Origin of the sequence: Pseudoalteromonas sp. S1612 (assembly GCF_005887175.1) — a bacterium.
Taxonomy (GTDB): Bacteria; Pseudomonadota; Gammaproteobacteria; order Enterobacterales; family Alteromonadaceae; genus Pseudoalteromonas; species Pseudoalteromonas undina.
In genome coordinates this window covers 114,726-135,109 of record NZ_PNDH01000008.1, presented here as the reverse complement: position 1 = coordinate 135,109, position 20,384 = coordinate 114,726, and the positions used below count along the sequence as shown (strand labels likewise).

The 20,384-nt window shown below is 39.0% G+C and carries 21 protein-coding genes; 11 read left to right on the top strand and 10 right to left on the bottom strand.

The features are described from left to right. Nucleotides 1-73 precede the first annotated feature (73 nt). The 5 genes from CWB78_RS03410 to CWB78_RS03390 all read left to right on the top strand — a co-directional run bounded on the left by CWB78_RS03410 (nucleotide 74) and on the right by CWB78_RS03390 (nucleotide 4,751). Nucleotides 74-1,582, top strand: coding sequence for a cryptochrome/deoxyribodipyrimidine photo-lyase family protein (locus tag CWB78_RS03410; protein ID WP_138594232.1), 1,509 nt, complete (start codon nucleotides 74-76; stop codon nucleotides 1,580-1,582). A gap of 2 nt (nucleotides 1,583-1,584) precedes the next feature. Then, the gene (locus CWB78_RS03405) at nucleotides 1,585-1,719 is read left to right on the top strand and encodes a DUF2256 domain-containing protein (RefSeq protein ID WP_010391223.1); all 135 of its coding nucleotides are present in this window, start codon (nucleotides 1,585-1,587) and stop codon (nucleotides 1,717-1,719) included. 286 nt (nucleotides 1,720-2,005) lie between these two features. Continuing rightward, nucleotides 2,006-3,163, top strand: coding sequence for a N(5)-(carboxyethyl)ornithine synthase (locus CWB78_RS03400; protein ID WP_010391222.1), 1,158 nt, complete (start codon nucleotides 2,006-2,008; stop codon nucleotides 3,161-3,163). A 192-nt stretch (nucleotides 3,164-3,355) separates the two neighbouring features. Then, nucleotides 3,356-3,784: an OsmC family protein gene (locus CWB78_RS03395; RefSeq protein WP_010391221.1), complete on the top strand. Its 429-nt coding sequence runs from the start codon at nucleotides 3,356-3,358 to the stop codon at nucleotides 3,782-3,784. Between the two features lie 205 nt (nucleotides 3,785-3,989). Beyond that, entirely contained in the window at nucleotides 3,990-4,751 is a 762-nt protein-coding gene (locus tag CWB78_RS03390; protein WP_010391220.1) for an EAL domain-containing protein, read from the top strand. A gap of 71 nt (nucleotides 4,752-4,822) precedes the next feature. Here CWB78_RS03390 and CWB78_RS03385 read toward each other — a convergent pair whose 3' ends face one another. Continuing rightward, nucleotides 4,823-6,310 (bottom strand): dipeptidase, encoded by a 1,488-nt coding sequence (locus tag CWB78_RS03385; RefSeq protein ID WP_138594230.1) that lies wholly within the window; start codon nucleotides 6,308-6,310, stop codon nucleotides 4,823-4,825. Nucleotides 6,311-6,471: 161 nt separating this feature from the next. Here CWB78_RS03385 and CWB78_RS03380 point away from each other — a divergent pair, with 161 nt between their 5' ends. Then, nucleotides 6,472-6,654 (top strand): DUF2986 domain-containing protein, encoded by a 183-nt coding sequence (locus CWB78_RS03380; RefSeq protein WP_138594228.1) that lies wholly within the window; start codon nucleotides 6,472-6,474, stop codon nucleotides 6,652-6,654. 3 nt (nucleotides 6,655-6,657) lie between these two features. Here CWB78_RS03380 and CWB78_RS03375 read toward each other — a convergent pair whose 3' ends face one another. Continuing rightward, the gene (locus CWB78_RS03375; RefSeq protein ID WP_138594226.1) at nucleotides 6,658-7,638 is read right to left on the bottom strand and encodes a TDT family transporter; all 981 of its coding nucleotides are present in this window, start codon (nucleotides 7,636-7,638) and stop codon (nucleotides 6,658-6,660) included. A gap of 108 nt (nucleotides 7,639-7,746) precedes the next feature. Here CWB78_RS03375 and CWB78_RS03370 point away from each other — a divergent pair, with 108 nt between their 5' ends. From CWB78_RS03370 to CWB78_RS03360, 3 genes are all read left to right on the top strand, one after another. Then, entirely contained in the window at nucleotides 7,747-8,637 is an 891-nt protein-coding gene (locus CWB78_RS03370; protein ID WP_138594224.1) for a LysR family transcriptional regulator, read from the top strand. Between the two features lie 266 nt (nucleotides 8,638-8,903). Next, on the top strand, nucleotides 8,904-9,749 hold the full coding sequence (locus tag CWB78_RS03365) for a histidine kinase (protein ID WP_138594222.1): 846 nt from the start codon (nucleotides 8,904-8,906) through the stop codon (nucleotides 9,747-9,749). Beyond that, nucleotides 9,746-10,249, top strand: a complete 504-nt coding sequence (locus CWB78_RS03360) for a response regulator (RefSeq protein ID WP_138594220.1) — start codon at nucleotides 9,746-9,748, stop codon at nucleotides 10,247-10,249. The genes CWB78_RS03365 and CWB78_RS03360 overlap by 4 nt, the downstream gene beginning before the upstream one ends. A gap of 91 nt (nucleotides 10,250-10,340) precedes the next feature. Here CWB78_RS03360 and CWB78_RS03355 read toward each other — a convergent pair whose 3' ends face one another. The 3 genes from CWB78_RS03355 to CWB78_RS03345 all read right to left on the bottom strand — a co-directional run bounded on the left by CWB78_RS03355 (nucleotide 10,341) and on the right by CWB78_RS03345 (nucleotide 13,172). After that, nucleotides 10,341-12,467 carry a TonB-dependent receptor plug domain-containing protein gene (locus tag CWB78_RS03355; RefSeq protein ID WP_138594218.1) on the bottom strand — a complete coding sequence of 709 codons (2,127 nt, stop codon included), beginning with the start codon at nucleotides 12,465-12,467 and terminating at the stop codon, nucleotides 10,341-10,343. An 88-nt stretch (nucleotides 12,468-12,555) separates the two neighbouring features. After that, nucleotides 12,556-12,753, bottom strand: a complete 198-nt coding sequence (locus tag CWB78_RS03350) for a helix-turn-helix transcriptional regulator (RefSeq protein WP_008108814.1) — start codon at nucleotides 12,751-12,753, stop codon at nucleotides 12,556-12,558. After that, the gene (locus CWB78_RS03345) at nucleotides 12,750-13,172 is read right to left on the bottom strand and encodes a hypothetical protein (RefSeq protein ID WP_010391213.1); all 423 of its coding nucleotides are present in this window, start codon (nucleotides 13,170-13,172) and stop codon (nucleotides 12,750-12,752) included. Before CWB78_RS03345 ends, CWB78_RS03350 begins: the two co-directional genes overlap by 4 nt. Nucleotides 13,173-13,513: 341 nt before the next feature. Between CWB78_RS03345 and CWB78_RS03340 the strand changes: the two genes are divergently transcribed. Further along, on the top strand, nucleotides 13,514-14,722 hold the full coding sequence (locus tag CWB78_RS03340) for an MFS transporter (protein WP_138594216.1): 1,209 nt from the start codon (nucleotides 13,514-13,516) through the stop codon (nucleotides 14,720-14,722). Between the two features lie 53 nt (nucleotides 14,723-14,775). On the opposite strand, the gene CWB78_RS03335 is transcribed toward CWB78_RS03340, so the two are convergent. Continuing rightward, nucleotides 14,776-15,822, bottom strand: coding sequence for an NAD(P)-dependent alcohol dehydrogenase (locus tag CWB78_RS03335; RefSeq protein ID WP_008108622.1), 1,047 nt, complete (start codon nucleotides 15,820-15,822; stop codon nucleotides 14,776-14,778). 117 nt (nucleotides 15,823-15,939) lie between these two features. After that, a complete protein-coding gene (locus CWB78_RS03330; protein ID WP_138594214.1) occupies nucleotides 15,940-16,653 on the bottom strand; it encodes a DUF1499 domain-containing protein in 714 nt (237 codons plus the stop codon). A 174-nt stretch (nucleotides 16,654-16,827) separates the two neighbouring features. Between CWB78_RS03330 and CWB78_RS03325 the strand changes: the two genes are divergently transcribed. Continuing rightward, nucleotides 16,828-17,049: a hypothetical protein gene (locus CWB78_RS03325; RefSeq protein ID WP_008108632.1), complete on the top strand. Its 222-nt coding sequence runs from the start codon at nucleotides 16,828-16,830 to the stop codon at nucleotides 17,047-17,049. On the opposite strand, the gene CWB78_RS03320 is transcribed toward CWB78_RS03325, so the two are convergent. From CWB78_RS03320 to CWB78_RS03310, 3 genes are all read right to left on the bottom strand, one after another. Continuing rightward, a complete protein-coding gene (locus CWB78_RS03320; RefSeq protein ID WP_249930383.1) occupies nucleotides 17,046-18,611 on the bottom strand; it encodes a sensor domain-containing diguanylate cyclase in 1,566 nt (521 codons plus the stop codon). The genes CWB78_RS03325 and CWB78_RS03320 overlap by 4 nt on opposite strands. A gap of 64 nt (nucleotides 18,612-18,675) precedes the next feature. Next, nucleotides 18,676-19,626 carry a sensor histidine kinase gene (locus tag CWB78_RS03315; RefSeq protein WP_138594212.1) on the bottom strand — a complete coding sequence of 317 codons (951 nt, stop codon included), beginning with the start codon at nucleotides 19,624-19,626 and terminating at the stop codon, nucleotides 18,676-18,678. Next, nucleotides 19,619-20,170 carry a heme NO-binding domain-containing protein gene (locus CWB78_RS03310; protein ID WP_138594210.1) on the bottom strand — a complete coding sequence of 184 codons (552 nt, stop codon included), beginning with the start codon at nucleotides 20,168-20,170 and terminating at the stop codon, nucleotides 19,619-19,621. Before CWB78_RS03310 ends, CWB78_RS03315 begins: the two co-directional genes overlap by 8 nt. Between the last annotated feature and the right edge of the window lie 214 nt (nucleotides 20,171-20,384).

Here is a 20,384-nt window from a genome sequence, read left to right as displayed (position 1 = left end):
CTAGTACTAGGCAATACGTACTTATAGATTGGATCTTCATTAATACTACACCGTTAGCAAATAGTTTAATTTCATGCGCCAAAAAATAAACATTGTCTGGTTTAAACGCGATTTACGCTTAAGCGATCATCAACCGCTTAAACATGCGTTTAGCAATGGGCTTCCAACATTATTGCTGTACAACTTTGAGCCGCTGTTACTCGAAGATGCTCATTATAACGAGCGACATTGGCGCTTTGTGTATCAGTCACTATGTGATTTAAACCAACAACTTGATCGCTTTAATAGCTGCGTGTACATATTTAAACAAAATATGCAGTCGTTGCTTGAAGAGCTACTCACCCAGTTTGAAATAATTAATCTCTTTAGTCACCAAGAAATCGGCTTAAATAATACATTTGAGCGCGATAAAGCGATTAAAGCATGGTGCCAACATAATCAGATTAACTGGTTAGAGTCACCAACGGGGGCTGTCATTCGGGGTAAAAAAAATCGCAATAATTGGAATGAATGCTGGCAACAAACAATGCAAGCGCCAATTGCCATCCCAGATTGGAAACACATTAAAACAGTGACACTCACACACTACCAATCGCCAGAATTACCAGACAATTACACAGCTGACGATGACAACTTTCAACTCGGAGGGCCGCGACTTGCCCGTGAAGTAATGCAAAGCTTTTTTGCTGAACGCGGTAAGGGTTATCAAAAAGGAATATCCAGCCCAAGCTTAAGCCGTACGCATTGCTCTAGGTTATCGCCCTATTTAGCGTGGGGAAATATCAGCCTGAGGCAAGTGTATCAAATGGCGATTGACGCATACCATTCAACCCATCCCAATAAAAAAGGCTGGAAGCGTCCGCTTGCTGCGTTTGTATCTCGCCTGCATTGGCATTGCCATTTTATGCAAAAGTTTGAAAGCGAATGCAGCATGGAATTTAAAGCGTTAAATCCGGGTTACCATGCATTTCCGTATCGTGATGACGCTAAGGTTACTAGCGATATTGAACGCTGGGCACAGGGGCAAACCGGTATTCCTATTATTGATGCCTGCATGCGCTGTTTAAAAGCCACCGGTTATATTAACTTTAGAATGCGCGCTATGCTGGTGAGCTTTGTAACCCATCATTTAAACATCAGCTGGCAACAGGCAAGTTTTCCGCTGGCTAATTACTTTTTAGACTTTGAGCCAGGTATTCATTATCCGCAAATACAAATGCAGGCATCGGTTACTGGCATTAATACTATTCGCCATTACAACCCAATTAAGCAATCGGAGGATCAAGACCCAACCGGTGCGTTTATAAAAAAATGGTGCCCTGAACTTGAAAAGCTCCCTATTGAATATTTACATCAACCTTGGGAGCAAACGCCCATGGAAGCGCTATTTAACGACTTTAAACTAGGTGAAGACTACCCTGAGCCGATGCTTGATTTAACTCGAGCATCTAAAGAGGCACGCGAGCGATTGTGGCAATACCGAGAGCGTAGCGATGTTAAACGTGCTATTCATGCCATACTAAAAAAACATGTAGCCATCACTCCCTCGGTACGTAAATCCAAAAAGCAGTCAGGCAAATAACTATGGCACATAAAAAACTTAACTTACCGCAAAAAATATGCCCTGTGTGTAATAAACCGTTTGCGTGGCGTAAAAAATGGCAACGAGACTGGGATAACGTTATTTATTGCTCAGAGCGGTGCAAACGCAGCAAATAGCCGCTTATAAAAACCAATACACGCATATTCGCTTTAATCTCACTTTATATCTTACATAGCTGTTATAGTGGTTAACGTTTCAACTTGTTATTCAATGCAAGTTAACACTCTACCCTCTGCCTGCTCAACATTCATTACACCTAGCACAGCTAATTAAAAGAACACCCTTTACCAAGCATTATTTTTACAGCCATGGCGTGAGCTTGCCTGTAAAACCCCTCTTTGTTTGTTAGCGATGTAGCATTATTCGTTTATAAACTCAGCATACTTTAATTAAGGATATAGCATGAGTGAATTAACTATTGGCGTAATTGGAACATCACGTAAAACAGATGAAAGACGCTACCCTATTCATCCTGCGCATTTAATGCGTATACCTGAAAAACTCAGAAAAAATATGATTTTTGAGCAAGGTTATGGCGCGGCATTTAATATGAGCGACGAAGAAATTGCAGCACTGACAGGCGGCATTGCCACCCGCAGTGATATTTTAACCCAATTAGGCACCGTCATTATTGCCAAACCAGTGCTTGCTGATTTACAAGAACTTAAAGAAGGCGGCACAATTTGGGGCTATGTACATTGCGTACAACAACAAGCAATTACCCAAGCTGCCCTTGATAGAAAGCTTACTCTTATTGCCTTTGAAGACATGTTTGTATGGTCACCACAGGGAAATGTTGGCCGTCATACTTTTTATAAAAACAATGAAATGGCTGGTTATTGTGCGGTGTTACATGCTCTGCAACTAAAAGGCATTGATGGCCATTACGGTAATCAACGTAAAACCATTATTTTTAGTTTTGGCGCTGTTAGCCGAGGCGCTATTTATGCATTAAAAGCTCATGGTTTTAGAGATATTACAATTTGTATACAGCGCCCCGATCATGAAGTGCGTGAAGAAGTACTTGATTGTCATTATGTTAAAGTACGCCCAGGCATTGAAGGCGAAGCTCGCATGATGGTGGTTGAGCACGATGGGTCGCAGCGCCCGCTTACTGAGCTTATTAGCGAAGCTGACATTATTGTTAATGGCACCTACCAAGAAACCGCAAACCCCGTCAATTTTGTGATTGAATCTGAAGCCAATTGCTTAAAACCCAATAGCCTTATAATAGATGTAAGTTGTGATGAAGGAATGGGATTCTTTTTTGCAAAGCCAACAACATTTAAACACCCGATGTTTAGCTATAAAACCACGGATTATTACGCGGTTGATCATACCCCTAGCTACTTATGGGAAAGTGCAACGCGCTCTATTTCTGCCGCGCTCATTGTATACTTGCCAACTGTTTTAGCCGGTCCAGAGCAATGGCAAAAAGACGAAACCATTCGCCGCGCTATCAATATTGAACACGGAATAATTAAAAACAACGCTATTTTAGCGTTTCAAAACCGTGAAAGTACGCCTCCTTATCACCTGCAAATAGCTGACATAACCTAAATTCGGGATAATAAATAATCCCAAACGTAACGTGAGTTTTGTTTATTAAATTATTTGGCTTCTATTTTGCAAATATCTATGTAAATAACGCTTTTTAGCTGTTTTACCGTGTAGTGTTTACAACGTATTGCAAACACTACATGGTATGACTAATTAACCTAAAAAGCCTACACCCTCAACAAGGAGAACATAATGACGATTAAAAAATCTGCACGTTCAACATGGTCTGGTGATATTAAAAAAGGGAAAGGTTATATCTCAACGCAAAGTGGCGCATTAGATAACCAGCCGTATGGGTTTAATACCCGCTTTGAAGATAAGCCAGGATCAAACCCTGAGGAATTAGTGGGTGCAGCACATAGTGCCTGTTTTGGTATGGCTTTATCGCTGGCACTTGGTGAAGCGGGCTTTACCGCTGAGAACATAAACACCGAAGCAGTGGTTAGTTTAGACGAAGTGGATGATGGCTTTGCCGTGACGCACATTGCCCTTGAAGTAAATGCAACCATTGCAGATATTTCAAATGAGCAATTTCAAGCCCTGTGTGAAGACACCAAAAAAGGCTGCCCCATTTCAAAATTACTCAATACCAGCATAAAGCTAACGGCAACACTTAACTAATTTTGTAAACCAATTATACTTTTTGCGTAGCAGTAAGATTATGTTTTAGCATAACCTTACTGCTAATTTTTCATGAATTAAATAAAAACTTTATTATGAGTTATATTAATGTTCGCTAATATAATTATGTAAAATCTCAATACTTTGTTAGGATTACAAGAAACTTAACCACCTTTAAGTGTGGGTTAAATTCAAAGGTGGATGCATGAACGAGAAATCACAAAGTTGCGAAAAAGTATCTTGTAGCAACTGCGCTGATTCTAGCGAACTAGATTTTGACTTTACTATGGCATTTCAGCCTATTATAAATTGCCAGAGCAACACTATTTATGGGTATGAAGCATTGGTTCGTGGTTTAAATAATGAGTCGGCTTATTCTATTATTTCCCAAGTAAACGACGACAACCGCTATACCTTTGACCAACTGTGTAGAATTAAAGCCATTGCACTTGCCTCTAAGCTAGGCATAAACACCATGCTAAGCATTAACTTTTTACCCAACGCTATTTATAAGCCTGAGCGCTGTATTCGCACTACCCTAGAAGCGGCTAAAAAGTACAATTTCCCTACAACTAATATTATGTTTGAATTTACAGAAGTCGAAAAAATAGAAGACAGCGCACATGTAAAACGTGTTGTAAGCTATTACCAAGAGTTAGGCTTTAAAACAGCCACCGATGACTTTGGTTCAGGCTATTCTGGATTAAACTTATTAGCCGATTTTCAAACTGATATTATCAAGCTTGATATGGCGCTGATCAGAGATATCGACAAAGATAAAAATCGCCAAGCAATCGTCACCCACTGTTTAAACATGTTTAGCGCGCTAAATGTTACAGCCCTGGCTGAAGGCATTGAAACAGTTGAAGAGTATCACTGGTTAAAAAGTGTCGGCATTGAATTAATGCAAGGTTACTTATTTGCAAAACCTGGGTTTGAATGCTTGCCTGAAATAAACTTTCAATAGCACACCGTTGCTATAAAAAAACCGCCGTTACGGCGGTTTTTTCGTATTTGATATAGGTTATATATCCAAAATTACATATTTCCCAGCTCTATCATCATAGCGGTGTACATACGTAAATTAAGTGCTAGTTGCTCAAGCGTAATAAATTCATGCTCTGAGTGACCGGTGTAGCGTTTACCTGGCATTGATGGGCCAAACGATACGGCATTATCAAATAACTTAGCGTTGGTACCACCACCAATAGAGACAAAATCTGCATCTTGATCGCCAGTAAAGTGTTTAAAAATATCAAGTAACTTCTGCGCATGGGGCGCGTCATCAAGTAACATGGGTGTACCAATAGTAGTTTTAACATTGGCTAATGTTACTTTATTATCAGCTTGCCATTGAGTAAGCGCACTATTAATTTGCTGTTTTAGTAAGTCAGCCTCTTTACCCATAGGACGACGAGCATTAACCGCTAACGTTAGGTTATTACCGTCTCGTTCAATAACTGTGGGCGCTACCGTCATTGGCCCCATAAAGTCATGTTTATACGCAATATCACCAAACTGTTTACCGTGAATATCTAGGCCAATTAGCTGATTTACAAACTTAATGAGCTGCCCATCGCTGTTGTTTTCAAGCTCAACGGCTTTAAATAGTTCAGCCAAATAAGCTATGGCGTTAACACCTGACTCTGGCTCAGATGAGTGAGCCGACATGCCTTTAACACTAATTAAAGTTCCATCTGTTTGATCATCAAAGGTAAATTCTACTTGCTTAAGAACCTTGGCTGTTTGTTTTAATTGAGCCATCAATTCAGTACTCGCATTATGCAAAGTTAAGCTGGCATCTTCAGGGATTTGGCTAGCAAAGGCACCACCCGTTACATTGCTGACATACACACCTGTTTGTGGTGATGTTGCATCAAATGTTGGCGCAATTAAGCTCCAGCCTTTTTCAGCAACCACTACAGGGTATGAGGCATCAATGGTTATCGCATACTTTGGTTGCTCATAGGTTTTCATAAACTCAGTTAACGGCTCCCAATCAGACTCCTCCGCTAGGTAAACCATCAGCTCAATGCGGTTATCAAGGGTTATGCCTTTATCTTTTATGGCTTTCATCGCATATAAAGCGGTGGCTATAGCGCCTTTATCGTCTTCGGTACCTCGGCCAACTAATTTACCCGGCTCTGAGGTATCAATAATAAATGGGCTTTGTTTCCATTTGCTGGCATTAGCGGGTTGCACATCGCCATGGGTTACTATGGTTACCTTTTCAGTTTGTTGCCCCATACCAATAAGTACGGTGTAACCTAAATCTTGATAATCAAAACCAAGCTCAGCCGCTTTCATTTTTAGTAGCGCTTTAAAGCCAATAAAGTCGGGATTTTGTGGTGCGCTAACATCACTTTTATTAACCGTTGGAAAAGACACCAAATTTGTGAGTGTATGTACTTGCGCACTTTGGTAGGTATTTACAGCGTAATCAGCCACGCTGTCATTAATTTTATTTAATTGTGCATGAGTATTAAAGGCCAATAAAGCGATACTAGCTAAAGCTAACTTTTTCAAAACAAATCCCATTTAATTAACAACTAAGAACCATAATTATAACGCCCTAGCGTAATAACAAACAACGCTTTGCGACAGAGCGTAAACCCGCCACTATATTTATCTAACAGCTTTACTAAAGATGCCTGTATAATGCGCACCTTAAAATTACGGGGTTAATCATGAATCGCAGAAAAAAGATCATTACAAAGTTTAATAACAAAGATAAGCGTGCTAATGCCAAGCTACATAAAAGCAACAAACCGGCTTATGTTTCAAAAGCAGAGCGCGCAAAGCTTGCTGAGCAAGATGCCGAACAAGCAATTGAGCACGAGGCTAACGAGATAGTGCAAACAAGCGTTTAATTGTTATTGTGATAGGGTGAGAGGCTTAAATTGAGTGTTAAAAAGCTTGAAGTGAGCCAAATAACGAACCGCCACATAGCAAACTACCCCACTTGCCACAATCAATTCAAACGTTGCTAAATACTGTATTTGCTTAACAAACTGCAAATCAATTCCCACTGTATGCATCCATGCGGCAAGTTTAAATAACGCGGTAGCACCAATGACCATAGGGAAAGTAAACGCAGCGTAACCAGGACAAAATGGACGGCGCAGTAATTTAAAAAATGCGACGTAAATTATAAAGGTCATCAGTACCGCAATTCCAAATAACAAGCCAATAATAACCGGTGACGGCTCGCTGATAACTGTAAAGTAACCAGCTAACGATAAACTTGCTGGCGCCGCTAAAATAGCCAGTGTAGGTTGTGCAGCATCAGGAATGTGCGCAGCAAAAATGATCCGGTAAATCATCATAGGCAACATAACTGCATACATCAGCATGCCAAAATAAAGCGCCCCTTGTGCTAAAAATAGCAGAGCCGGACTCCCTGAAAACGCGACATCGGCAACAATGATCCCAACCGGCGGTACAAACCAGCTTGGCACCATATGCTCAATTTTAAATTCAATCACGCGATGAGCAATAAAGCTGATTAAAAACACCACATGCAATAAAAATGCACCAACCCAAAGCATATCTCCCGCAAGGGAGTAAAACTGCCCTAAAGAATTAGACACCACTAAAGTAGCCATAGCAAAAGTAGGCACCACACTTCCCACAACCGGATGGGCTAAATCGGCTTTAAGCAGCTGAGGATGCAGTAAAAACTTAAGAGTTAACAATAGCAATAACACGCTCGCAATAGCGGCACCGGCATATTGTGCTACGCCATTTAGGTTAAACATACTCTCCCAAGCCCAACCTAGGCTGGCAATACCTAATGCCAAACCGCCCATTGGTGTTGGTGCGCCTGATACTTTTGTTTTTATATGTTTAAACATCTCTATTCCACCCTGTGGTTGTAACTTACAGAGAAGTTTACGCTTGCATTTTGTTAAGTTAAATCTAATTATATAGAACACAGGTTCAGGTAAACTAAACATAGCATAATGAATATTTCACTTAAGCAACTTAAAGTATTTGTCGGCATAACCCAGCACAGCACCCTTACAGCAGCGTCTGAATCATTGTTTCTATCTAAAGCGGCGGTGAGTATGGCGCTTAGCGAACTTGAAAAGCAGTTAGGCCATCCATTATTTGATCGTGTAAATAATCGGTTATTATTAAATCAAGAAGGGCAAAAACTACTGCCCCTTGCTGATGAACTATTAAATCGGGCAAATACTATCGATAACTTATTTTTAGACAACGCTCCTGCCAGCGGAACTTTAAAAATTGGTGCCAGCGACACGATTGGTAATCATGTATTGCCTGCTTTGTTAAGCAACTTTAGAGCGCAGCAACAGCATTACTCGCAACAAATACTGATTTCCAATTCGACGCTTATTTGTCAAAAACTTATAGATTACGAGCTCGATATAGCACTTATTGAGGGCCAAGCCCACCAAAGCGATTTAGTCTCTAATGTGTTTAGCCATGACGCCATGTGTATTATTGCGCCAATAAACCACCCATTGGCTGCAAAAAAGCAACTTAGCTTTAACGACTTTAATAGTAGCCAATGGGTATTAAGAGAAACTGGTTCAGGCTCGCGTTCCTTCTTTTTACATAGCCTTGCGCCACAAATTAAAAATTGGACGCAAAGCGTAGAGCTCAATACCACTGAAGCGCTTATAAACTGTGTAGCAAATGGCTTAGGGTTAGGATGTTTATCATCACTTGCTGCGCAATATGCCCTAAAAGATGGCCGTGTTAAACAGCTTAATTTAAACCACTCCATGCAAAGACAGTTTTGGTTAGTGATGCATAAAGACAAATACAAAAATCCGCTGTTAAAGCAGTTTATAGAATTTTGTCACAAGCGTAACTTACTTAAATGAATGTAGTTTCACAATGATTTATAAAAGACTGTAAGCTCACCAATCTTATGAAAAATAAAAATAGTATGACGTCTTAGTTTTAAATAGCTGCTACTCAGTAGTATTAGCCCTATTACTTATTGCTAAGACCAAAAGTGGCTGGTAAGTTATTACAATGAATAGATAAAATATAAAAATGAGAGAGCATGAATTATCAAAAACTTTTAATATGCTATAGATTTTACATTTAAGTGGCGTAATGTGACTAACAATAATTAGGAAAAAACATGTTAAGTATTTGCATTCGCTGCCCTTCAAAAGATTGCGAGAAGTCTGAAATAAATACATTTGAATTTTGTCAATACGGAGTTGCTTTTTACAACACTGGTAATGTTATTAAAAAGAAAGAGGAATCCGTTACTTTAAGGCATATATCCCATAACCTAAGACACGAATTACACAAAGTGCTTCAAACGATTGTTACTGAAGCCTCTATTATTGACCCGACTGTTAGTACTAAAAAAATAGAGCTTGATAAACCTGCAAGCAAGATTGTTGGGGCAACTGTTATAATGGATCAATTTATCGAAATGATCGCCGGAGTTAACGAATTCCACCCTAGCTCACAATATTCCGCAAATTTAGATAAGAAAACAAACCTTTTAAAAATATTGGACAAATATTCAAAAGTTTTTTCTTTAATAGTAAATACACGCAGATCAAAAAATATTAATTTCGATTTTAATGTAGATAAGAAGACGAATATAACTTTCGCCTCACACATAGTTGAATATATTATCTCCATCATGATGGACAACATTTGGAAGTATAGTATTGACTCCAGTACAGCTACTATTTCTGCTTTCACTAATAACAGTAATGATATTACGTTAAAATTTACTAATATCTCTAGTCCTATAGATAACCCTGAAGTTATCTTCGAAAAGGGTTTTCAATTAAAGGATGAATCAGAAGGTTTTGGTTATGGCTTGTATTGGGCTCAGGTACTAACTCAGCATTACAACGAGCTCAGCAAGAGAACCTCCGACTTTTTAGAAATAATTCATGAGCAACAATTGGTTAATAGCAAAAAAGCAAAACAAGTATTTACAATCAGGAACTTAAGAGCATGAAGCATAAACCTTTAAAAGGTTTTGGTAAATTCCTAATGAAGCTCAACAATGTAAATATCTGTATCGTAGATGATGAAGATATTTACTTTAATAAAGATATGTTAAACATAGCTAGTAATGCAGGCTTCAATAAAATAGATAGATATTCAAAAATAGATAATAAACTGCTCAATCGATTACAACAAAAACCATACGATATCGTTATATTAGATGTTCAAGGAATTACAGAGCCTGACGTTGCCAAAGATGGAATGCAAATAGCGTCATTATTAAGCAGGACTACTTGTAGTTACATAGTAGTAACCTCAGCACATCAATTTCATTTGGTTAATGAGATGACAAAGGTAGATTATATTATGGAAAATAAAATTCAAACATCGGCCGACTTTGTTGATGAGTTAATAGAAATAGTTGATGACTTTCTTAATAAAAAATCTTCCTTCTATAAAAAAGCTGTTTTTAAAGTTGGCTTTTCTATTCTAAAGAAAAGCGTTGCATAACACACTCACCTTCAAATCATAAATATCCACAAACCGTGAGATTTAATTTAAAATTAAACCTCACGGTTTTATTTCAATTTTTTAATTCACCTTAAAACGCGTAACTCATGGCTAAATTTATAGAGCGCCCCTGCCCTGCTAATTGATTAAAGCCCTGCGACATATCTTGTTTAAACTCAGCAATACTTACGCCACCTAATGGTAATTCATAATACTCATCAAGCAGATTGATAATATCAACACTCACGGTAAGTGCATCCCAACTTGCTTTTGAGCTTAAATTAAGTAAATGATACTGCTCAGTTTGGTTTTCTAAGCGGTTGCTATCTACGCGAGTTTTACTATCGACCCACTGCCACGTGAGTGCGTTTTCAAAGCGGCCAACTTGCTGGTTAATGGCAAATTGGGTTTGCAGCGGCTTAATTTGATAAAGCGGCTGATTAGTATCATCGCGCTTACCACGGGTGTTGCTAATATTCGCTTTTAATGACCAGTTACCATACTGCTTAGACTCGTGCAGTGCTAAAACCGCATCTAGCTTTACACCATAAAGCCTGGCATCTACGTTATTAAACATAAGCACATTACGGGTATTGGCAGCAAGCGCTGTGCGGTTAAAGCTTCTTACTATGTTGGCATCAATATAGTCATTCACGTCGCTCACCCACGCATTAGCACTTATACGCCAGCTGTCGTCTTTTGCCATGCGGGTGTACGTGCTGCTAAGCGTGTGTGCGGTTTCTGGTTTAAGGTTTATATTACCAATATAGCCGTTGCCATCGCCGTACCATCCAATCATGGTGGTGGCCATATTACCTACGCCCCAGCTGTAGCGTTCGTATAAATTAGGCGCGCGATTTTTACGGGCTAGGCCAATTTGTAGTTCGTCGTTATTGCTTAGTTGATAATTAATCAGCACGTTTGCATCAACTAAATTATCTGTTTGTTTTTTACTTTGGTTATTAAACTTTTTAGCCGCCATTGCATCACTTGGCATCGCCATGGCCATCGCATTCATTGCAGCCATGCCTGTATTATATGCTTGTACATCATCAGTGTTGGTCATTACATTTTCAAATCGAATGCCTGCATTTACCCACCAGCGAGTACTTAGTTGGCTTTCATATTCTCCAAGCAAAGCAATACGCTGACGTCGGCCATTATTAATATTTTTATAGTCATTTGGTCCCATCATCATTGAGCCCTCAACTGCAGGCCACCAGTCATCTAATTTCATGTGGTGATACTCTTGCGCGAGTAGTAACTGGCTGTTGTTATCAAGCGCTAGTCGCCATTTTAACTGGGTGCTTATATCCTCAGCATCGGTTTTCATGGGCATTTTTCCGGGTTTTTCTGCGCTAAAAAACCCCATTTCATGCTTTACATTATGCCAATTTAACTGCGCTTCAAGCTCACTGTTTGTAAAAGCGCGCTTATACTGGGCCACAGCACCATAGCTGGTGTTATCTGTCATATCCATATATTGATTAGCAAAGCCTTGATAGGGTATTTTTTGATGGCTTAGCTTAACCACTAATTGTTGCTTATCATCGCGCATGGCAGCACTTAAACTATGGTTTTGCGCGCGATATAGGGTATCGAGCACTAAATCGCCGTTACCATCTTCATAACTGTTAGCATCGCTATAAGCACCTTGGTAATTAAAACTGAGTACATCGCTGGCAATGCGCATACCTGCGCCGACCTTTTTGGCGTTATCAAGGGTGTTGTACTGGGCTGACACATAACCTGAATGCCATGCAAGTTCGCTACTTTCACTGTACTGAGGTGAAATAGAATTAACAGCAATCACACCTGCAATATTATCGCCTCCCGCGCTTACTGGAGAAACACCTGCAACCACTTTGTAGCTACTAATTTGATTGGCTGAAATATAAGACAGTGGCGGGTTCATTTGGTTAGCACAGGCGGCGGTGATTTGCGCCCCATCAACCAGTACCGCTACTCTATCGCCCATTAAACCATTTAAAACAGGTAAATTGGCCATGCCACCGGCGGCTGAAAAGTCCACTCCTAAATCGGTTAATAGCGATTCAGATGAGCCTAATGATAGGTGTTTATTTTGTGCTTGGCCGTGCACTTCAATCACTTCAATTGAGGTGTCATCTGCAAAAGCAACTGGCGATAATACGCTACTTATAACAAGCGCTAAAGGGGATAATAAATAAGAGGTTAAAGAATTTTTTTTATCAGTCATTATTGATTTACCACAAAATTTTTGTGGGTAAATTATACGTGCTGTAGCAATCTAAAAAGCGCGACATATTGTCGCACTTTGTTAATTTTTAACCCTGTTCGTCGTCAAAAATATCTTCTATTTTTAACTCAAACAACCTTGCTGCCTTAAAGGCCAGTGGCAAGCTGGGATCAAACTTACCTTTTTCAATCGCATTAATAGTTTGGCGAGAAACATCTAGCAGCTCGGCCAACCTTGCTTGGGTGTAGTTATGCTCGGCTCTTAACACTTTTAATCGGTTTTTCATTCATCACCTGCACAATAGTGTTTGTTAAGCACATACACGCTAATTAAATACACTGCTCCCATTAAAAACATTAAATCGGGTATCTGTGCTTTAAAATCAATTAAGCCACTCAATTGCAAATTAGTGTACGCAAGCCCACCTACCAATATTGCACCTAGGGTAAACCCCATGGCACTGAGATGTATTTTTTGCATCAGCTCATCCATCCCCTGTAAGTAACGTTTGTTAGCCAAAATCATTACAATGCCGGCTATTACATTTACAACTATAAAAAAGCCGCTAATTATCTCGGCGCGATCCCAAATTAATGTCGGGCCAAAGCTACATAACGCTAAGGTGAGTAACCAAATCAAGGTACATTTAACCAAGTAGCTAGTATTTTTAATTTGGCGTTGTTTTAAATTTAATTCTGTTTTCATTGCTTTAATCCTGTTTCAAAAGTAATGCTTACTTTACAAATATCATTCATACCATACAAAAAGTCAAGTTAGCATTACATTTAAATCTAATATATCTTGTTTTTAATGAGCGAGTGGCTTGCAAGCCCATATAAACCAGCCTTTCGTTTGCTTAAGTTAAATTTTATTCATCTTAAACTATGGTTTAGACCATGACGGGAGGAGGCTTTTAATTTAAAATGTCAGTCTCTTTATTCCTCATTCCCATATTCAATTTTAAATAAACGTGTGTGTTGTATTTTTTAAACGTACAGGCGTTTTGTTTGCTATTAAATTTTATTCAATACCTTCAAGGATTTTACATGGTCGTTGATACTACATCGCCGTCGAGTCAGCCCAATAGAGCCGCTATTTTAGTTGTACTTGCGCTAGGCACCTTTATTTTGGGTTTATCTGAATTTTCTATGATGCCTATGTTGCCATTAATTAGTGAAGCATTTGGTAGTACCCCATCACAAAGTGGTTATGCCATTAGTGCTTATGCTCTTGGAGTGGTTGTTGGCGCGCCTATTTTAATGTTGGCAACAGCAAACATGCGTAAACAAAAAGCGCTGTTACTATTTTTAAGTTTAATGTGTATTGCTAATAGCTTAAGCGCCTTAGCTAGCTCATTAGAGCAACTTGTGCTGTTTCGGTTTTTAAGTGGTTTACCCCATGGCGCATATTTTGGCGCAGCCTTGTTATTGGCCTCAGATATAGCGCCTGCTGGAAAGCGTGCTAGCTTTATGTCAAAAGTATTTATGGGGCTGACAGTCGCAACCATTGTAGGCGTACCCGTAGTAACGCTCGTTGGGCAAAATTTGAGTTGGCGTTATTGTTTAGCCGGGGCAGGTGTACTGGCGTTTATTGCCTTTATTTTTGTTTATTACGTGGTACCCAATGTTAAAAATACTCAAAAATCTAATTTACTAAACGAGTTAGGGGTATTAAAAAATAAACTGGTTTGGTCTATTTTGGGTATTGTTATTATTGGTTTTGGTGGCGTATTTTGTATTTATACCTACGTGGCCGACACTATTTTAGATGTGACCCAATCACCCGCCTATACTATTTCAATTGCGATGGTGATGTTTGGTATTGGCTCCACACTCGGTAATTACATACTAGGAAAAGCAGCCGATAAATCGGCAATTAAAACCACGGGACTAACCCTTGCCTCAACTATTATTTTTGCATTTGCGTATGTAAGTGCCAGCTATAATATTTACTTACTTTATCTGGTGATCTTTTTTATTGGCTGTAGCTTAGGGCTTTCTACTTTAGTGCAAACACTGTTAATGGATGTATCGCCCAATGGCCATGCCATGATTGGTGCTCTCGTACAATGTGCTTTTAATATTGCTAATGCAATTGGCCCATGGGTAGGCGGCATTGCTATTGCACAAGGGGCACAACCAAATCAAACCGGCTATGTTGCAGGAGCATTATTTTTAGGCGGGTTATTTATGTGGTGGCTTAGCTTTATACAAATAAACAATAAAAGCGCAAAACAAACGGCTGCAGCGTATTAAGTATAAAAAGAGCCGCGTATAGCGGCTCTTGTTATATTCATTATTTTAATTAATTATACGTCAATCGACGCCATATCAATAACAAAACGGTAGCGCACATCTGAGCGTTCCATGCGCTCATAAGCGGTGTTAATTTCATCTATATTGATCATTTCACACTCAGGTAATACATTGTGCTCACCACAAAAATCGAGCATTTGCTGTGTTTCTGCAATGCCACCAATTAAGGATCCTGCCACTCGACGACGACCCATTAACAATGGCACTGTGTTTAGCTCATCAACAGGGCCTACTTGGCCAACAATCACTAACGTGCCATCAATATCAAGTAGCGGTGTATACAGTGATAGGTCGTGCTTTACCGGTATAGTATCAATGATCACATCAAACGCTGATTGTGCATTTTTCATTTCATCATCGTTGTTCGACACTAAATAGTGCTGTGCACCTAGCTCGATAGCATCTTCTTTTTTAGATTCAGTGCGGCCAATAACCGTAACCGTTGCACCCATTGCCACGGCATTTTTAACCGCCATATGGCCAAGCCCTCCAAGGCCGACAACTGCAACACGGCTGCCTTTTTTAACACCCCATTTATGCAGCGGTGAGTAAGTAGTAATGCCAGCACACAATAAAGGCGCAACGCGAGATAGCTCTAAATTTTTAGGTACTGAAAGCACAAATTCTTCACGCACCACTACATGCTTAGAGTAGCCACCTTGAGTCATTTCACCATTTATTCTGTCTTTGCCACTGTAAGTGCCAACCATGCCTTCACGACAAAATTGCTCTTCGTGATTATGACATTGGTCGCAGCTTTGACATGAGTCAACCATACAGCCTACAGCAACGGTATCGCCTTGCTGATATTTAGTAACATCGCTACCAACCGAAATTACTTTACCAACAATTTCGTGCCCTGGTACTAATGGGTATTTACTGCCACCCCAATCGTTTCGCACTGCATGTAAGTCTGAATGACAGACACCACAATATAAAATCTCTATTGCTACATCGTTATTTCGTAAATCGCGGCGCTCAAAAGAAAACTCTGTAAGTTCAGAACCTTGGCTTTTTGCTGCATATCCGACTGTTTTCATAATAACTCCATAGTTTATTAAAATTTATAACTCACACAGTATGCATTATCAGCTCTGAACATGAACTGACCTAGCAACTGCAAAAAACCCAGCATAATGCTGGGCTATTTTTATCAATTACTGCACCACAACGGCGTTTAACTCGTCAATCAAGGTTTTAATACGCTGGGCATTTTTGCCTAAATCGCTTTTACCAATGCGAGATTTACTGCGTATGTCTACCACACGCTTACTGCCTTTGTCGTTAATTCGCACGACAACATCATCTTTAAAGCCAAACCAGATTGTGGTGTCTGTTGCTTCAACAGTGCCATTATTAACATTGCTATTAACCAGTTCCCAACCAAGGTTTTCCATAGCTTTTGTTGTAGCTGCCACTAACTCTAGTTGCGTTTGGTTGTACTCGAGCGGTTTTAGCTCTGGGTATGCTTTTCGTTGTTGCGCTGCCGTTTCTTCTCCCGCGTATGCTACAGGATTAGGTGCATCAGCACGCAAAGGCACAACCGCAACAAACTCAGGAGGGTTAATTAAATCGGTAGAAATATCATGAATTGGCGGAACACTTTTTGCTGTATTCATCATGTTAAGCGGCATTGCAATAGCAACTGCTGCAAAAATAACAGTGATCACTGCACTGGCTAAGCTCACTGTTTTACGCATAAATAGCACTTGAACTAATAATAAGGCTAATGCTGCCCCACCAACATAAACACCTAATCTAAAACCGGCAAAAGCAGTGCCTAGTTCAACGATATTAAATTTATAAAGGGGTCCCGGTAGTACCACCATTAAAAAAGCGATAAGCCCAACTAAGCTCACTAAATATTTCATTGCCTACTCCGTTATTGTTTTTTAAACAGCTTTATACTGTTAACACTCCAATTTAGATTACTATGACTGATAAGTATCTATAAAGTCATAATTTATTACCCTTTTAAAGTAGATAACTTGACTCCTTGGTAAAAATCAACAAACTACGGGGGTAAAATTATCAGGGTATTATTTATGAAAACAGAGATTAGTTACCGATTTGAGTCATCACAAGTGGCCAACCGCTTTTTACACGAATTAAAAGATTGGCCAGTCAATGACGTAAAAACACGTCTTTTTAATGGCGGCGACAGCGTTAAAGTAAGCTACGAATATGATGAAAGCGGATTTGATTATACCGTTGCCGAACTTGATGATTTAGCCGAGCAACACGGCGGACAAGAAGTGTCGAGCTAAATCGACTTAAATTTAACTCGGTTTCGCCCCTCATTTTTCGCCTGATACAGTGAATCATCTGCCGTTTTAATCGCTGATTTAGGTTGTATATTTTGCTTAAATATATGGTTCCCATTAATATTCACACATCCAATACTAATAGTTAGATGATTTTGTATATCAGAGCCAATATGGTCAATTTGTAAATCTGTAACAGCGCTTAACAACAAGTTTGATACCTCAGCACTTTGTTCATCACTAAGTCGATTAAGCAAAATGATAAACTCTTCGCCACCATAACGAGCAGCTACCCCTTGATAGAGTAACGCTGTTTTATTTAAAGTATTAGCCACCTTTTGCAGTGCAGTATCACCCGCTTGATGGCCATACACATCATTAAATTGTTTAAAAAAATCCACATCAACCAGTAATATAGTTAAGGTACTACGCTTATTTTTTGCTTCGCTCCACTGCTGTTCAAATATTTCATCAAATGCGCGGCGATTAAATAAATGAGTGAGGCCATCTATTTTACTAATTCTCTCAAGCTCTTTATTTTTCTCACTTATTTGCATAAACAACGCATTGAAACCTTTAATAAGAACTTGCAACTCTAAAAACTGATTACTCATTTTTAACGGGCTTAACGTGTTACGAAGCAGCATTTTATTTAATGCCTCAGCCCCTCTTATTAAAGGGTGAATAAAATAACGATTGATAATAAATAAGCCCACTAGCGAAATAAGTAAAAACATTAGTAGTGTTAACAACAAATCGCGGTCTAATAAAACCGGTAATTTTTGATGATAATGTTTAATATCTATAAGCATGAGTGGCTCATTGTTAATGTCGGTTAACGCTCTTTGCCTTTGAGTTGCAATTCTACCGCCTTGTAAGCTACCCGTTAGTTTTTTTAAGTTAGCAGGATACTCTCCATTCGTAGGGATAAAATGAGTAAGATCAACTTGCGCCACACTGGCAAGTTTTTCAATAAACGGTGGCCGCAGTTTTCTTATAAATACCATAGCGCCAACTTGTTCGCCCGTGTTATTAGTTTTTCTGATCATATGTGAAGCAAACATAACAGGGCCATGTTTGGTTTTTAAAAAGCCCGAGCGCTTTGAACTATCATTTTTTGGTATAGCGTAATTTAAAGGTAGGATTATTTTATTTTTTGGATGCGTTTGTAAGTTAAATTCAGGGGCTTCAAAGTCTTTAACTTGAATGTAATTATGCATTTTAGAGTAAACTAAATTAAAGTTCATATCATATATAAACACGCCATCAATTTTCAGAGCTTTAAAGGTATCATCTGCAAAATTTGAGTTTATGTAATTAAAATCTTGTTTTTGTAAAAACTCATAACTATCATCCCAGACCGCGTAGTCATAATTTAATGTTTCTAAAAATACAAACTCATGGTCAAGTGCAATTTTAATACTTAGTAACTCTCTGTTTTGATAGTCTTCAATACTTTGCTCAATATTAGATAAGCTAAAAACATAGCGATATCCAATTAGTAAACTAGTGACCATAACCATTAAAATTAATATGCTTGTAATTACAAAGTATCGAAGTGACATAGGCTCTGCATGTTAGTGTTTTATGAACAGTTGCGTGTAAGCTTTAAATTTAAAGCTTACAAAGTTATGTAGTAATAGGTATTACACAACGTATTAAAGACCCCTTACCCACTTCACTTTCAACCTCTATAGTGCCATTGTGCTCTTTAAGTACATTGTAAACTATAGCCATTCCCATACCTGTGCCTTGGCCTACGGGTTTAGTGGTAAAGAAAGGGTCGAACATTTGTTTAAGTGTATCAGCGTCCATCCCACAGCCGTTATCTGCCACTTCTATGTAAATATTGCCTTTATTGGCAAACAGCTTAATAGTTATTTTTCCTTGCTGTTCGTGCAAGTCATCACAAGCGTGTTTCGCATTAATTAATAAGTTTACAAAGACTTGTTTCATCGATGATATATTACACTGTGTTAGGGGTAACTTTTCAATGTGTAACTCTATAGCACACGTTCCCAGCTGGTTTTCGAGTAACTTTAGCGTGCCATTTAATGATTCTGTAATATCAGCCATTGTTGTTACGTTGTCTTTTAGGCTCGCAAAGTCGACAAGATTACTAACAATATGAGCGATACGCTCTAATCCCTCTTGGGTATCATCAACTAAGTCATCAATATCATCCACAATAAAGCTTAAATCGTTCTCTCGGTTGAGCTGAACTAAAATAGACTCTAACTGCGTTACTGAAATCGATTTATCTACAAATTGTTGAGCCGCCGTCATTAACGAAACCAATACGGGCTTTATAAATTTTATACTTGCTACATTACTGGTTATGTAAGCAAGCGGGTTATTTATTTCGTGGGCCATACCAGCAGAAAGTGTGCCTAACGTGGCCATTTTCTCACTTTGCATTAAGGTTATTTGTTGGTTTTTGACCGTTTCGAGCTTTTCTTCCAGCTCTTGATTAGCAATAAACAACGCCCGTGTTTTGTCTTCTAGTAGGGTTTCTAATTGATCTCTGGCTGATTTTTCGCGCAAATACGCTTTTTTATAATTGTAGTCGTCTTCAGCCATGGGGAGTCTCATATTTTATTTCAATTAAACACGAATCAAACCCATCATGCATGCACTGGGCATGATTAAGTTTAGCATCAACCCCATAATGAGCCGCAGCACCAAAAATAAGCCCTTCGGCGCACATACAAAGCTGTCGCTTAGAGTTGTAACGCATTAAAATAAACCCGTCTTCAATAATTTGGGTGTCAATTTCAGGTAAATTAGGCTCATGATAAAGCTTAGCTACTTCAACATGAATTACTTTATCAATACTAATAATGAGATCAGCAAAACTATTAAAGCTGTCTACTATAGCTGGGTGACGTGCCTTTAAGTGAGAAAATAAATACTCTCCAAAGGCCTTTAATACCTCTGGCATAGACATAGAAAGTGCAGTTGCTACATCTTGTGCCAAACCAACTATTTCTTCATCTGGATAACTTTCTGCAGAAATATAAACACGACCTTCAGGTGCATTTTTTTCAAGTAAGTCGTCCCATGCTGCCATGCCACATTTTTCAATAACCAGTGCCTCAAGCCCTCTAAAGATAACGCCTTTCATGCATGTTCCCTCTATTATCACTTTTAGATTGTTAGCTGCATCTTCAATTAGTTACAAACGCTCGCTACCTTACGGCTCATATTTACACTAGCGTAGTAAGTCTTACTCTGTAAAATGTCAGCATTAAAGTAATAGTAGTTTAGTCGCTTGTAAAACGCCCAAAAAAGTTCGTTAATTGCATGGTCAACGTTTAACACTAAGTAAAGTTAAGAAA